At 33.6% G+C, this 15,816-nt stretch carries 15 protein-coding genes; 5 read left to right on the forward strand and 10 right to left on the reverse strand.

Going from position 1 to position 15,816, the window contains the following annotated elements:
- Positions 1-6: 6 nt before the first annotated feature.
- Positions 7-621, reverse strand: coding sequence for an O-methyltransferase (locus tag Y7E_RS0101405; RefSeq protein WP_017149531.1), 615 nt, complete (start codon positions 619-621; stop codon positions 7-9).
- A 318-nt stretch (positions 622-939) separates the two neighbouring features.
- On the opposite strand from Y7E_RS0101405, the gene Y7E_RS33480 reads away from it, so the two are divergent.
- The gene (locus Y7E_RS33480; protein WP_017149532.1) at positions 940-1,098 is read left to right on the forward strand and encodes a hypothetical protein; all 159 of its coding nucleotides are present in this window, start codon (positions 940-942) and stop codon (positions 1,096-1,098) included.
- Positions 1,099-1,152: 54 nt separating this feature from the next.
- On the opposite strand, the gene Y7E_RS0101415 is transcribed toward Y7E_RS33480, so the two are convergent.
- The 5 genes from Y7E_RS0101415 to Y7E_RS0101435 form a co-directional block, all read right to left on the reverse strand.
- Positions 1,153-2,022, reverse strand: a complete 870-nt coding sequence (locus Y7E_RS0101415; protein ID WP_026049044.1) for an RNA polymerase sigma-70 factor — start codon at positions 2,020-2,022, stop codon at positions 1,153-1,155.
- Positions 2,023-2,039: 17 nt separating this feature from the next.
- Positions 2,040-3,323 (reverse strand): phytoene desaturase family protein, encoded by a 1,284-nt coding sequence (locus Y7E_RS0101420; protein ID WP_017149534.1) that lies wholly within the window; start codon positions 3,321-3,323, stop codon positions 2,040-2,042.
- 137 nt (positions 3,324-3,460) lie between these two features.
- A complete protein-coding gene (locus Y7E_RS0101425; protein ID WP_017149535.1) occupies positions 3,461-5,101 on the reverse strand; it encodes a family 14 glycosylhydrolase in 1,641 nt (546 codons plus the stop codon).
- Positions 5,102-5,333: 232 nt separating this feature from the next.
- Complete coding sequence (locus Y7E_RS0101430) at positions 5,334-5,837, reverse strand: GNAT family N-acetyltransferase (RefSeq protein WP_017149536.1); 504 nt, start codon at positions 5,835-5,837, stop codon at positions 5,334-5,336.
- Positions 5,838-6,078: 241 nt separating this feature from the next.
- Positions 6,079-6,387, reverse strand: a complete 309-nt coding sequence (locus Y7E_RS0101435) for a luciferase domain-containing protein (RefSeq protein ID WP_026049045.1) — start codon at positions 6,385-6,387, stop codon at positions 6,079-6,081.
- Positions 6,388-6,798: 411 nt separating this feature from the next.
- On the opposite strand from Y7E_RS0101435, the gene Y7E_RS0101440 reads away from it, so the two are divergent.
- Both Y7E_RS0101440 and Y7E_RS33485 read left to right on the forward strand, forming a co-directional pair.
- Positions 6,799-7,266, forward strand: coding sequence for a YndM family protein (locus Y7E_RS0101440; protein WP_017149538.1), 468 nt, complete (start codon positions 6,799-6,801; stop codon positions 7,264-7,266).
- A 326-nt stretch (positions 7,267-7,592) separates the two neighbouring features.
- Entirely contained in the window at positions 7,593-7,745 is a 153-nt protein-coding gene (locus Y7E_RS33485) for a hypothetical protein (protein ID WP_167321101.1), read from the forward strand.
- Between the two features lie 127 nt (positions 7,746-7,872).
- Here the strand turns inward: Y7E_RS33485 and Y7E_RS0101450 are convergent, their stop codons facing one another.
- The 4 genes from Y7E_RS0101450 to Y7E_RS0101465 form a co-directional block, all read right to left on the reverse strand.
- Complete coding sequence (locus tag Y7E_RS0101450; RefSeq protein ID WP_017149540.1) at positions 7,873-9,669, reverse strand: ABC transporter ATP-binding protein; 1,797 nt, start codon at positions 9,667-9,669, stop codon at positions 7,873-7,875.
- Positions 9,662-11,416 (reverse strand): ABC transporter ATP-binding protein, encoded by a 1,755-nt coding sequence (locus tag Y7E_RS0101455; protein ID WP_017149541.1) that lies wholly within the window; start codon positions 11,414-11,416, stop codon positions 9,662-9,664. Before Y7E_RS0101455 ends, Y7E_RS0101450 begins: the two co-directional genes overlap by 8 nt.
- 274 nt (positions 11,417-11,690) lie before the next feature.
- Entirely contained in the window at positions 11,691-12,293 is a 603-nt protein-coding gene (locus Y7E_RS0101460) for a DUF1349 domain-containing protein (RefSeq protein ID WP_017149542.1), read from the reverse strand.
- A gap of 34 nt (positions 12,294-12,327) precedes the next feature.
- Positions 12,328-13,212 carry a GNAT family N-acetyltransferase gene (locus tag Y7E_RS0101465; protein ID WP_017149543.1) on the reverse strand — a complete coding sequence of 295 codons (885 nt, stop codon included), beginning with the start codon at positions 13,210-13,212 and terminating at the stop codon, positions 12,328-12,330.
- A gap of 344 nt (positions 13,213-13,556) precedes the next feature.
- Here Y7E_RS0101465 and zwf point away from each other — a divergent pair, with 344 nt between their 5' ends.
- Positions 13,557-15,077: a glucose-6-phosphate dehydrogenase gene (gene zwf / locus Y7E_RS0101470; RefSeq protein ID WP_017149544.1), complete on the forward strand. Its 1,521-nt coding sequence runs from the start codon at positions 13,557-13,559 to the stop codon at positions 15,075-15,077.
- A complete protein-coding gene (locus tag Y7E_RS0101475; protein WP_017149545.1) occupies positions 15,064-15,678 on the forward strand; it encodes a cyclase family protein in 615 nt (204 codons plus the stop codon). The genes zwf and Y7E_RS0101475 overlap by 14 nt, the downstream gene beginning before the upstream one ends.
- Positions 15,679-15,816 lie beyond the last annotated feature (138 nt).

Here is a 15,816-nt window from a genome sequence, read left to right on the forward strand (position 1 = left end):
TTTTTATTAAATCTCCTTGTTGAGTATGACTGTATCTCTTCGTTTTTTTCGTGCTACAAACGCTCCTTTTTGAAAAGCTAGTAACACAGTTTCAAACATCTCTTCTTCTTCAATCATCTGAATAAATTCTGCTAACTCTTCTGCATGTGAAATTGCATTATCAATTACTAGAAATCCTTTAGGCTCTAATATTCGTTTTATATTTTCCCACCACCACATGTATTGCGTACGCTCTGAATCTAAGAAAATAAAGTCAAACGAACGATTAACTTGTGCATCTAAAAATGCACCAGCTTCCTGGTTATGAATATCAATACGATGTCTAAGACTTGCTTTTTCGAAATTCACAAGCGCGTCCGCAACACGTTCCGAAGAAAGTTCCACGGTTGTAACGATTCCTTTTGTTTCTTGCGCAGCATTCGCAAGCCATATTGTGGAGTATCCATTCGATGTCCCGATTTCTAATATTCTTTGAGCGCTACATCCTTTCAACAAAATGGATAAAAATTGTCCCATTTCTCGAGAAATATTTCTTAATCTTTCTTCTCGTTTTTCTTTTGTACGATCATGGTCTTTTCCGTATTTTTCAAGTTCTAACAACAATGATTCTATATGATGCATTTTATTCATCGCCTTTCCAAGCAAATTTACTACATGATCAAAATTGATGAGAAACTTGATTATGTTTGTCTACTTTTCATTATATGCTAAACGAATAAGTTTTTCCTGTTATAAGACAAAGAATTGAATTTTTTTGTAGCATATTGTTTTGTTTTTTGATAAAGTTAATTTCTACGTGTAATCATTCCATTCACATTATTTTACAATCAAAATGCAATTATAAAATCATTTTTAATCGGTATTTCACATTAAAAAAGCGCCCTTTTGGGACGCATTTTCTTTTGTTTATTACTGTAAGTAAGAAAGGATGCTTTAAACATGAACGTGATTAATTTAGAAGCTGCTAGAAAACGTAAGCAGCATAAAAAGCGAATGATAACTATACCGATTATTAAACGTATTTACGAAGAGGACGGAGAAATCAAGTTCGAGGTATTAGGTGAAAAGGATGTTCCTCTTGAAATGTTAGAGAAATAAATCATATAATCCCAAATTAAGGACGCATTTCTGTGGAAATGCGTCCTTTTCATTCTATGCATTCTGATTTAAATGCATAAGCTTATCTGGATTCGCCATCATGTAAATAGATGATATTTTTCCCTCTTTAAATTCAAATGAAATTACATACACAGCGCGATTATTTATACTAACAATAATACCCGGAACACCATTTACCATTTTAAATTTGATGGAATGTTCTTCTGATAACTTCTTAGTAATTCCTAAGAATAAGCGTGCAATTCGTTCCGAAGTGTAAATTGGTTTAAGAGCCGTTGTAACCTTCCCTCCGCCGTCCGATTTAAATATCGCATCTGTTTTTAAGATTTCTAGCATTGCTTGCACATCTCCTTGCTGCAAAGATGCAACGAATTGTTCAACATATGCCACCATCTGCTTTGTACTTAATTTTGAAGCTTTCGGTTTATCTATTAAACTCTTCCTTGCCCGATGATAAATTTGTCGACAATTTGTACTGCTTTTATCAATAATTGAAGCAATTTCATCATACCCGTAGCAAAAAACCTCTCTTAATATGAAGACGGCACGTTCAACTTCAGAAAGTTGTTGCAAAAGCAAAAGATACGCTGTAGAAATAGACTCCTTCATTATATATGTCATTGAAGGATCATCATTTTCTTCAACAAGTGGTTCAGGTAACCACGTGCCAACATAAACATCTCGTTTATGAGCTGCTGAACGCAATTTATCGATTGTACGATTCGTGACCATCTTGCATAAATACGCTTTTATATTATCAACTGAATCTAGATTTTCTATTTGACTTAAGGAAAGAAATGTATCATGAACAATATCTTCAGCATCCATAACACTCCCAAGCATACGGTAGGCTAACGAAAATAATAAAGGTTTATATGCTTGATACAATTGTTCAGTTTCCACACTCACATAACCTTCTTTCAATTTGTGACTTTACCTCGTTCTAGAATTTGTAGTGCTGCTCGTTTACCGCTAGAAACCGCAGCATCAGCTAATAATTCATTATGTCCAGCCCAATCTCCTGCAACATATATCCCAGGCATTTCAGGAACAATAGGACCTGGATTTTCAGTACGACCAATATGAGGGAGATCATATACAACTGTTATTTTAGGTAAATATTGCTTTACAACTAACTCCCGTTGCCACTCTGGATGTAATAAATCCATTGTATGTTCTAACAAAATTTTATCGTCATTAGAATCACTAACCTGTAATGTAGGATTATGATATTTTATCAATCCCACGACTACCGCTCCATCATCACTTAACTTAGCGGCTCTCGATTGATTCGTAAAAAATACAGGTTGATCTAATCCTAAAGCAAATTGATGTGATGGATTGGGCAATTTTCTTAAACCTAGATCTAACGAAGCAACTGTTACTGGCACTGATTGTTCTTTCCATATATGCAGCGCTGTATCTTTTGCACCCTTTACAATTTTATAAGACTCTTTTGGTGGTATAGTAATGACCACCGTAGAGACTTCAAATATTTCATCACCAGAACAGCGAATTCTTTGAAAATCATCACAGTGTTCGATTTCAACTACATTTTTACTAGCCATAAATTGAACTCCAGCATTTGTAGCTTCGTCTCTTAGTTTTGTTATAATTGTTTCCCACCCACCATCTACATAAAAGACTCCTTCTTTCATTGATCTTTGTATTTGTTTTAGTACAGAAGATGCTAGCTGTATTGTCGGAGCATATGTGTAGGTTGTTGTTCGGCATAATGCATAAAACATATTTCTTACCATGGGATCTTTAATTTCTTTTTCTGCCCATACACTCAGACTCATTTTAGGAATTGTATTCAAATCTAATTTCCCTAGCCTTAACATCAAATGAGAAAATTGTATTTTAGCAGACCATGAAAGTAATGGTGTAGATAAGATTGACCGAAGATCTGTCGGCACTGCATACACATCATTTTTCCATATACCATGCGTGCTAGTTGAAGGTATTCCTCCTGGAATATTAATTCCAAGTTCCTCAAAAATTGATAGTGCTTCTCCCCCGCGATATAAAGCGTGTGCCCCAAGATTCATAAGGATGCCGTTTTTATTCGTTGTTATCGCTCTTCCGCCAAAGCAATTTGCTTTTTCTAATACAACAACTTTTTTTCCTTCCCTAGATAAATAAATCGAGGCTGTTAATCCAGCAAGTCCCCCGCCAATAATTGCAACATTAAAATTCTCCATATAAATTCCCTCCTTATTGTTCTACACACAAGACGAATGACAGAGGGGGAATGTGACATTGTTAGAGAATTATTTTTTGATAAACAGAAAAAGACCCTTTATTTCATATTTAAGGGTCTTTTGTTTACATAATATTATTACCACCAACTTACATGAGAGGTAGTCTTCATTGGGACGGGGTTCCAACTTTGTTGTATTGTTTGCCATGATTTGAGCCTTCCATCTTTACTTTTAATAAACGCTTTAAATTCTATATTTCTCTCAGCTGGCAACACAACATTGCCCCTCCAATCATTATTATGAGAATCATAATACAATTGAATTGGATACTGTTTCGTGTCCCATTGTCCTAATTCCGCACGATTCCCAGTAATATAAACAGTATCTCCTAATGTTGTAGGAACATTTTTTACTACAATCGTTTGCATGACTGGGGTCACACCTAATAAGTTTTTAAATTTCTCCATCAATGAATTATTATATATGACATCTTGATAACGAAGTAAAGTAAATCCAGCAAAATTATAATTAAAGGCCATTTCTGCAACTCTGTTATACTCTGTCTCATTTCCTATACTTAAAGCATTTTCACCATTTAATACAACCCCTTTTTGATTAGCCAATGTCGCAATTTCTTGTACTAATGTTCTAGGCATTGAATATTCTGGATAACTACCCTTGTCAGTCATTTCTAAACAAGTAAATGTTACATCTAACTTTGCGCTTTTGAAAGCATCAAGTAAATAGCTATAATCATTATATCCCGCTGGCCTTTCTGCTCCGTGTGGTATAACTGGATTATTATATTGCCAATGTACTCCTGCAATCTTTGCGCCGATTGGTACTTGGAAACTTGGATCAAAAGCATTGTGTGCCAATTCGCCTATTAATTTTGTATGACTTTCTAAAACACCTTGATACCAATCTAAATAATCTTTTCCATACGAAGAATTATATCCCTTCTTAAGAAACAGTTCCCCATCACTTGGTGGTAAAATTTCTGAAAAAGAAGTAAGTTTTGTACTCCACGCTTTATTCACTTCATTTAAGGAATCATATTTGTTTATTACCCAGGAACGGAATTTTGATTTTGCAGATTCTGTATACGCTTGAAATTTTCCACGTGATGGATAACCGCTTCCATCAGCAGATGTGTATGAAGGATATCTCAGCTCTCCAGCTGGTCCCCCAGATAAATATATTTTTACGATTACATCCTTATAGGGTTTCATAGCTTCTGCGAATGCTGTATATAGTTCACCATATTCCTTTTGAATTACATCTGAAGCAAGTGGATTCAATGTTTCTTTATTAACGGTTCCGGTTTCAGATTTAAAGTAAAGACTATCATCATTCTTTTGATTCCAAACCCATAAAGGAATTGGTGCATTGCAATCATCTCCAACATTTCCACCACACTGATGTGTAGAAATAATAGGAATCATTTTCATACCTGCATTTCTTACCGATTGAGCAAAACGCTGTGCGTATGAAAAATCAAATTGCTGATCTCCGTTCTTTTCCATATCTCCCCACCAAAAATCAACGGTAATCGCATAAAAACCATTTTGTTTTGCCCACCTTAAATCATTTTCAAATGTCTCCCAATTTGTTACTTCCGGAATCTTTTTTAATGGTGCCATTAAATATGCTTTGTAATCCGGATTCATTCCTTTTCCATTTACAGCTGCAAAACTAGTTTGTGGAATTAATAATGATACAAATAACATCACGATAGACAAAACAACAATACAACAATATTGAAACTGATTTTTCATCGCTTCTCTCCTCTTTAATTTAGAATTTTTTTGTGTATCCGTTTTCATTATAAGACAAAAGGTGCAATCGTTTGCATGAAACATTGCATATTATTAAACTAAAATAAACAAGCTAGATTAATTAACTTGTTTATTTTAAAATTCGACTACAGATTATTCACTTTTATATAAAAATATCATTTCTCATTTTACTGAACTTGTTACACTGCTTTTATAATATTTCACTAAAATATCAAGAAACCCTTTTACCAAGAATAATTAAATCCCTTTCAACCCCATCTAATTCTGCAACATTAGGCAAATGCGCCCACTTTTCAAAATCAAAACAAGAAAATAATTGAAGACTAACTTTATTATGAGCAAATATAAATGCTAACAATGTTTTAATCTTGAGCTTCGGACAAGTATCTAACACTTTATGTAGTATATGTTTACCTATCCCCCTACCTCTATAAAATTGATGAATGTATATACTTATTTCAGCTGTCCCATTATAAGCAGGTCGACCGTAAAAGGATTGGAAACTAACCCAGCCGCATATCTCTCCTTGAGATTCTATTACCCATAAAGGTCTAAAAGAAGGTGAATGTTCATTAAACCATTGTTCCTTACTCGTAACAGTAACAAGTTCTGTATCAGCAGTTACCATTCTACTTGAAATAGTTGAATTATATATATCCACAACACTAGATAAATCACTAATTTTAGCATCTCTAATCTTAATATCTTCTTTCATAAACAACCCATCCCCCTAGTAAATATACTATTTTTTCATATATTAACTGAATTCTTACATACAATTCAAACTTGAATTGTAATAAATCTAATGTTTTTTCCTTTTATCTCAACTATTTACGTATCATACTTATTCTTTCACTCTAGAATCAAAAAACAATCTGAATTCCTCTGTCATTAAAAAAATAACTAGGTATTTATGCCTAGTTATTTTTTTATGAAGTCCCAACTTCAGCTTTTCTCTAATTTTTTACGAATCTATCATACTGCATCCGAAAAAGTTCAATGACAAACGGAAGATCCTCTTCGCTTTTTATGTGATAACTAATCCATCCTGATTCAGGTAATACATGATGCGGGCGTGCTAATCCTTGATTTATTAATTCATCCCGTTTTGATTTTGGAAATGGAAGGTCAGCTAATTTGTCTCCATGAAGATGGCCTAATTCTTTATTTTTATAATTTAATTCGATCCCACCAAATCGATGAGGTTTTTCAGTTACACCTTCCCAGCTTAAAACTTCTTTTCTAATCATTTCGCTAAATGACATAACATTCACTCCTTCATTATTTGAATGTAACATTAAGATACCTCTTTTCATTAAAAGTTACATTACACAAAAGTATGAATGTATTTACGAAAATCGTTTGATATTTCCTATACACATTGATTTATCCCGCATTAACGGGCAGTAAGACCCCACCTCAAGATTCAGAGAGAAACGAGGAAGATAGGTGGGGGATGAAGCCCCCCCACCACTGATGGAAGTTTCACTTTATCATTGATTAAAGTGAAACTTCCAAAGATTTCAAAGTAAGAGCCCATTCCATTATGATTAAACTTCATGATAAATTTTAAAAAGTTAACCACTATATTATTGGATAAAATTACCTGTATCCTTTAAAAACATTCAGACAATCTAATAAGGAATTAAAACATGTATAAAAACGGAGGAACATGAATGAACCATCTTGTCGCACTACTAATTAAGTACACTGCAATTAGTGGCGTATTACTTTTTATTTTGGGTATTTTTGTGGGTGTAAGCATTCCAACAATATTATTAATTTCATTGTTCATTACAGGCGCAGCGTATATAGTTGGAGATTTATTTATCTTGCCTCGTTATGGAAATACCATTGCAACAATCGCTGACTTTGGCATGAGTTTTTTAGGGATTTGGCTTTTAAGCTATTTGCTTATAGACACAAATCGTAACATTGCTGCAACTGCATTTTTTTCAGCAGCAATTATAGGAGTTTTAGAAATACTTTTCCATATCTATATGAAGAAAATCGTTTTAAATCATTCCGTCAAGAAAACAAGGTTTCAAACAATTAATCAAAACAGATATGCGACAGAATTTTCGGAAGAACACCCGGATTTCAAGCATACAAAAAAGATAAATAAAACAGACAATTCAAAGTGATGTATTGCAATTTAAATGGCTAGTTGCTAGAATTTCTATATCTTATCACACCCATAAATCAACCATTGAGGCTTTTACTTTCCAATAACGCTGAATAAATTCAATTTTTTATGCTTTAAACTTATACGAACTAATAATTCAATATTTAGCTACATGGAAAGAAAGAGAGGTTATTTATAATCTCTCTTTTAAATTTGTCAGTTTCTTGTTGTGAGTAGACATTTCTTCCTTTTGAGTATCTTCTAGCCTTTATCTCATTGTTATCGTAACTTTTACTAGAGTTTACACATATAATATATATATATTACACTGGAGGTGATGATATCATGAATAAAGATTCTAACTCAAACAGCTATTCTTCCAACAATAAAGATATCCGCACTCCATCTTCACAATCTTCCAATTATCAATCATCACAAAATTTATATCGCCAAGGATATGTAAAGAAAAAAGGCTGTAATTGCGGTAAAAACAAATAGGAAGTTCACTTTGTTTAAGATTAAATTTATTGTGGAATATATACGCATCAAAAAAAGAGCATCCGATATGGATACTCTTTTTTATAAAATAGGTAAATGGTTATTAATTATGAAAGAACATTTATAGTTAAATCTTAAACTGACTCGTATACAATCCATGGTAGAACCCTTGATTTTCAATTAAAGATTCATGATTACCTCTCTCGATAATTTCTCCATCTTGAATAACAAGAATTTGATCTGCTTTTTCAATCGTTTTTAATCGATGGGCAATGACAAAGCTTGTACGTCCCTTCATCAGATTATTTAATCCAGATTGAATTTGCAGCTCTGTTCTTGTATCGATATTAGATGTAGCTTCATCAAGAATTAAAATATCTGCATCTGCTAAGATTGCTCTTGCAATTGCAAGCAATTGCTTTTGTCCTTGACTTAAATTCGATCCTTCTGAAGCAATCTCTGTTTCATATTGCTTTGGTAAATGTTTAATAAAGGAATGTGCAGAGGCTGCTTTTGCTGCAGCAATAACTTCTTCATCACTTGCATTTAGTCGTCCATAACGAATATTATCCATAATTGTCCCAGCAAAAAGATATGTATCTTGCAAGACGACTCCTATTTTACTCCGTAAGGAACTAATATCGTAATCTTTTATATCTTTTCCATCAATCTTAATTTGGCCTTTATGGATATCATAAAAGCGCGTTAATAAATTAATAACTGTTGTTTTTCCTGATCCCGTTGGTCCAACAAGTGCAATTGTTTCTCCTGGATGCGCATGTAAGTTTACATCTTTTAAAATTTCTTTTTCTTTCGTATATCCAAATGATACATGTTCGAAAGCAACATTTCCTTTTAGATTATTAACAACAATTGCATCTTTTTTATTTTGAATTTCTGGTACTTCATCCATAATTTCAAAAACTCGCTCTCCCCCAGCAACTGCAGCTTGAATTGTATTCATAAGCGTTGCAAACTGACTGAGCGGTCTTGAGAATTGACGAGAATAGTTAATAAATGCTGCGATGACACCAACTGTTGTCATACCATTTAAAACCATAATAGCACCTGCTAAGATAACAAGTCCCATACCTAAGTTATTAATAAAGTTCATACTTGGGAATATAAACGCTGAAAATGTATCAGCTTTTGTAGCAGAAATTCTAAGCTGTTCATTGATTGCATGAAATTTGTTTACTGTTTCTTTTTCTTTTCCGTATAACGTAATAACATCTGCACCTGTAATAGCTTCTTCAATAAAACCATTCAATTCTCCTAAATCTTTTTGGCGCTTCGCAAAGTTTTTACCACTATACGCTACCAATTTTTTTGTTACGAAAAACATAATTGGTACTGTAATGAGTGTCACAATTGCTAAAATCCAATCTAGTGAAAACATTGCGATCGTCACACCAATAAATGTTAAAGCAGACGAAATGATTTGAACGACGCTTTGTGTTAACGCTTGGTTTAAACTATCGATATCATTTGTAACACGACTCATTAAGTCTCCTTGTGAACGTACATCAAAGAAACGAAGTGAAAGCGTTTGGATTTTTTCAAAAATATCTTGCCGTATTTTTTGTATCGTTTTTAATGCAACATTGACCATTAAGAATGTTTGAAGCCACGTTAATAATACTGTAACGCCATAGATTCCAATGAGCAGTATACACATTCTCGCTGTTCCATTTAAATCTCTTGGCACAATATATTCATCAATAATAACTCCCATATAATATGGGCCTAGTAAACCAAGTAACGTTGTAACAAATACAAGAACAATAACGAACATAAGAGCTGCTTTTTGATAACCCATATAGTTCCAAATTCTCATTACAGTTCCTTTTGTATTTTTCGGTTTTCCTGATTTGGAATTGCTACGCCCACCTTTATTTCCGAACTGCCCTTGAAAATTACGCATGTTCTTTCCCTCCTTCTTGATGTAAACTACCACCTTGGGAAAGATATATATCTTGATACACTTCACATGTTTCTATTAGATATTTGTGTGTCCCACTTCCAACTAACTCGCCATGATCTAAAACGAGAATTTGATCAGCATCTATAACAGATGATATTTTTGAGGCAATTAAAAATGTTGTTGTTTCTGTGTGTTCTTCTTTCAATGCTTCTTGTATAATCCCTTCTGACTTTGCATCAACAGCCGATGTAGAATCATCTAACACAAGGATAGATGGCTTTCGGACAAGTGCCCTTGCGATAGAAAGACGCTGTTTTTGACCACCAGAAAGGTTCGTTGCACCTTGTGTTAAGTTATACTGATATGTATTTTCAAGCTTATGAATAAACTCCGTCGCACATGCTGCTTCTGATGCAGATTCTATTTCGCTTTGCGTAGCTTCTTCTTTACCATATCGCATATTTTCTTCAATACTTCCTGAAAACAGCAATGCCTTTTGCGGAACAAATCCAATTGAAGAACGAAGTACCTGTAAATCGTACTCTTTGACATTGATACCATCAACAAAAATTTCTCCTTGATCAACATCATATAAACGTGGAAGTAATTTAACTAAAGTAGATTTCCCACTTCCCGTAGGACCGATAATCCCTACTTTTTCACCTTTTCTTACGGTAAATGAAATATCTTTTAAAACATATTCATCATTTTTGCTGTAACTATAGCTTACATGCTTAAATTCAATATTTCCCTTTACTTCCTCCGGTTGATACGCATTTTTTTCATTTTCAATATCAACATTAGTCTCTAGCACTTGTTGTACACGGTCAGCAGATGGAAAAGCACGAGCAATTTGAATAAATACCATACTGATTGACATAAGTGACATTAATATAATGTTTAAATAGTTAATAAATGCTAATATCGCTCCCACTTGTAGTGTACCGTTAAACACTTTTTCGCCACCTATCCATAGCGTAGCTACAATACCACCATTTACAACAAGCATGATAATAGGCATCATTAATGAAATAATTTGTACCGCACGAATATTAATGCCTGTTAAGTTTTTATTTACTTTTTCAAACTGAGAAACTTCATGATTCTGTCTTACATAAGCCTTTACAACGCGGACACCAGATAAATTTTCTTGTAGTTTTGTATTCACTTTATCTAGAGCTTCTTGTACTCTTCTAAAGGACCCACTTGCATTCCCAGCGATGAAAATAATTGCAACTAAAAGAATAGGTACAACAACAAGTAAAATTGAAAATAAATCTTTTGCTGTTACAAAAACAATGATAATACTGCCTATAAATAATAATGGGCCACGAACAAGAACACGTAATGTCATCGTCATAGCGGCTTGAATAGATGTAACATCATTTGTCACGATTGTTAATAATTTTCCAGTTCCAAATGAGTCCCGATTTTCACTAGAAAACGTCTCGATTTTTGTAAAGACATCTTTTCTTATATCCGTCGCGAAGTTAACAGCAGCTTTCGTAGAATACATCATACATCCAAGCCCACCAATTAATCCAAGTGTTGCTGCTCCTATCATAAGAATTCCCATTTTAATTACATAATGAAAATCTTGATTAGCAATTCCAACATCAATAATATGTTGCATAATCGTCGGCTGAATTAAGTCCATCGCAACCTCAAGTACCATAAACAGTGGTCCAATAATGGCGAAGAACATGTATGGTTTTAAATACTGTAACAATTTGCGGAATGATTTCATACATTGTCTCCTTTTCTTATAAAATTGTCATATTATAATTCAAATACCACCTTCCTTTTATTCATTCATGAGGATTATATTATACAGATTAATATTTAACATTATTAAATGATAAATATTAATCATGTATTCGTCAACAAATGTGTCTTGCTGTTATAAAAGATGTATTTCAATCACCCAACTTTATGCTTCCATTTGCTGAACTCTAAAAATTTAAAACTTCTAGGCAAAAATAAAACCGCATTCTTTCATACTAGAATGCGGTTAATTTCAATTACATATGTTCAATTGTAAAATCAAAAAATTGTGTTTCAAACCCGTCATTTTTTGACGGGCTACAAGCATAGAATCCTATTTTTATAGGACTATTACCTTGATCTTCAATAAGATGCGCTATTCGGATTTGTTCCCACTCATGGTTTAGTTGTGCGATCTTTACATAAATTGTATAATCTCCATTCTTTCGAACAATACGAAATGAAAGATTTTGATCCACCTGTATATTAGGATAATTTTGCGTCGACCAATCAGAGTATCCACCGTTCGTTACAACGGCTCCTAAATGTGATGGTCCCTCAGGGATATATTCAAGTGATGTTTTTAACCAGCAGTCCTCAGATAACATAACAAAAAGTCCCGCTTGGTCATATATTGATTTCGGATTCATGTGTAATGAAACTTCAGCTTGAAAGTTTGTAGACACCTCTTCATAAAATACATGACCATTCATTACTTCAAAACCATAATGCGTTTTTAACCAAAAATCCGTTTCTTCTTTTGAATGAACAATAACTGAATCATCTCTTATTTCGTAATATTTTGGTTCGTTCATTAATGTAAGTTTTTCTATATGATTTGGTATGTAAGATGTTTTCATAAGTCCCTCCATAAAAAACTTTTTAGGCTACACATTAAAACTCAGTCAAAATCGGAAACTTATACCCATTAAAAATAATCTTATTACTACTTCGAACCATTAAATAATTATTAGACTGAAATTCTTTATACCTCAAATCTTCAAGCCCTAACTCATCAGGATAAAAGTAGAACTCAATTTCTGTAAATGATTCAGAGATTTCAGCGCATATTTCATCTAAAATTGGAAGAATTGGTGCAAACACTCCAAATAATTTTAAGACTTGATCTCTCACTTCAAATACAATAAGCGCATCCAACTTCTCTGAATAATATAATTTTTCATTCCATTTCGCATCGTACATATTAAAATAAAAAGAAGATTGATAGTTTAATGTTGAAAATTCCATTGAAAGCTGTTGGGAATCCTCCATTATTTCCTTTATAAGTTCCATATCTTTTTCATCATAAAAGTTTAATTTTCGAAGTGAAGATAAACGAGGTTGTTCGTTCTCATAGGATAATGTCATCAGATGTTCTTGTACAACTCGAAAACCAAATGGTTCGTATAATTCCGGTTTCTCTGTGAATAAAACCGTACATTCATATTGTGTATCTATTTCTTGTAATACTTTACAAAACAGCTGTTTCATCAATCCTTTTCTACGATATTCTGGATGTGTCATGACAGATTGAATGCCAGCTGCATGAATCTGCTCTCCGTTTACAAACATTGGTAGCGAAAACATTGACACATTTGCTATTACTTGACCTTCTTGTAAATATGAAAAAGGTTTGTATGTAGTGTCCCAAAATCCATTGGACTCAAAATTTTGTAACGTTTGAGCAGGAATACGAAACACCTCTTCAAATAATTGAAACAACAATTCCTTTTTCGGTTCTTTCACAAAAAAGTTTTCAGAAAGAATAAAATTCCCCATATTGTTCCTCCATAAGTTCATTCCTATTAATGTAATCGTTTTCTATTGTGCTTAAATCAAGTAAATCTTCTTTCAAACCAACATACCCTCACAAAATATACCAAAATAAGCTAAAGTTTTCAAGATAACTAAGAATACTACTTCCCTTCTTTTTATGATTTATACAACTACCAGTAAAACTAAAAGAAATTATTTTCTTACTACAGCACTTTTATAAATTTTATACTTAACAGCTAAATTATATATGGCAGAGAAAATTATTTTATATTGCTCTTACATGTATTGTTCAATAATCAACATACTAAGTGGGAACTAATTTCGTTTAAAGTGAGGGCTATTTAACCATGAAAAATTATACTACTCCTAAATGTATTATCGTTATTTTTGGTGCAACAGGTGATTTAGCAAAGCGCAAATTATTCCCATCTCTTTTCAGGCTCTTTCGACAAGGGAAAATCTCTGAAAACTTTGCTGTTGTTGGCGTGGCAAGAAGACCATTATCTAATGAAGAATTTCGTGAAAATGTTAAACAATCTATTCACAATTTACAAGAAGAAAACATGACTCAAGATACATTCGCTTCCCATTTCTATTATCACCCTTTTGATGTAACAAATTTATCTTCTTATCAGGAGCTAAGAAGTTTGCTAACCACTCTAGATGGAAAGTATTTTACTGAAGGGAATCGTATGTTTTATTTAGCAATGGCCCCTGATTTTTTCGGCACAATTGCTACGAATTTAAAATCGGAAGGATTAACTTCAACGGAAGGCTGGATTCGTTTAGTAATTGAAAAACCGTTTGGACATGATTATGAATCAGCACAAGCATTAAATGATCAAATTCGTCATGCCTTCACAGAAGATCAAATTTATCGTATTGACCACTATTTAGGTAAAGAAATGGTTCAAAACATTAAAGTCATTCGATTTGCGAATGCAATTTTCGAACCTCTTTGGAATAATCAATATATAGCTAACATCCAAATTACTTCAAGCGAAACTTTAGGAGTAGAAGAGCGCGGTCGCTATTATGAAGATTCCGGTGCACTTCGTGATATGGTTCAAAATCATATGTTACAAATGGTGGCACTCCTTGCAATGGAACCACCAATCAAGCTAACTGCAAATGAAATTCGAAGTGAAAAAGTGAAAGTACTCCGTGCTTTACGACCACTTTCAGAAGAAACAGTAGAGCATGATTTTGTACGAGGACAATACGGATCAGGTATGATTGACGAGCAAAAAGTAATTAGCTACCGTGAAGAGAACGCAGTTGATTCAGAATCAAATACAGAAACGTTTGTTTCTGGTAAGCTAATGATTGAAAATTTCAGGTGGTCAGGAGTTCCTTTCTATATTCGAACTGGGAAACGTATGCAAGAAAAATCAACCGAGATTGTCATACAATTTAAAAACTTACCAATGAATCTATATTTTAATAACGAAAAAAAGGTTCATCCTAATTTGTTGGTCATTCATATTCAGCCAGAAGAAGGAATTACACTTCATTTAAATGCACAAAAAACTGATAGCGGTACTACTTCGACACCTATACAATTAAGCTATTGTAATAACTGTATGGATAAAATGAATACACCAGAAGCATATGAGGTTCTTCTATACGATTGTATGCGTGGTGATTCAACTAACTTTACTCATTGGGACGAAGTATCCCTTTCTTGGAAATTCGTTGATACAATCTCAAATGTTTGGAGTAATAAGCCAGCTGAATATTTTCCTAACTACGAGTCCGGTTCAATGGGCCCTAAAGAATCTGATGCTTTATTAGAAAAAGATGGTTTCCATTGGTGGCCAACGATAACCACTCATTTGAAAGGAGAAAGTTACAATGAAAATATATGATATTACAGCACCTATATTTGAAGGGATGACCGTTTACAAAAATAAGTCTGAAAAACAACCACAGTTTTCAAGAACAACAAATGCACATGTCACCGAGTCACGTATCACATTAGACGTCCATACAGGTACGCATATTGACGCACCATTACATATGATTAACGAAGGAGCAACTTTTGAAAGTATTCCATTAGAAAAACTAGTGGGACCTATTAAAATTTTTGATTTAACAGCAGTTGAAAACGGAATTACAAAAACTGATTTACAACAACTCGATATTCAAGAGAATGACTTTATCTTATTTAAAACTCGTAATTCTTTTGAAGACGAGTTTAATTATGAATTTATTTTTTTAAAAGAAGACGGTGCCAATTATCTAGCAGAGCGCAAGATTAGAGGGGTTGGTATTGATGCCCTCGGCGTGGAACGTAGCCAACCAGGACACCCAACCCATAAGGCATTATTCGGTGCAAATATTATTGTCATTGAAGGGTTACGTTTAAAAGATGTACCGGCAGATCAGTATTTTATGGTAGCAGCACCATTAAAATTAGTTGGAACTGACGCCTCTCCAGCACGCGTTCTTCTTTTTAAAGATATGTAAAGTGAAACTTCCATCAGTAGAGGGGTTTTTTCATCCTACACTGATGGAAAGTCCTCACCAATCGAGCTTTTACGGGCAGTTAGTTATCCCCTGCCTATCTTCCTTGCTTCTCCTGAATCTTAAGGCTGGGGTGCTTAC

The sequence above is a fragment of the Bacillus bingmayongensis genome, assembly GCF_000299035.1.
Classification (GTDB): Bacteria; Bacillota; Bacilli; order Bacillales; family Bacillaceae_G; genus Bacillus_A; species Bacillus_A bingmayongensis.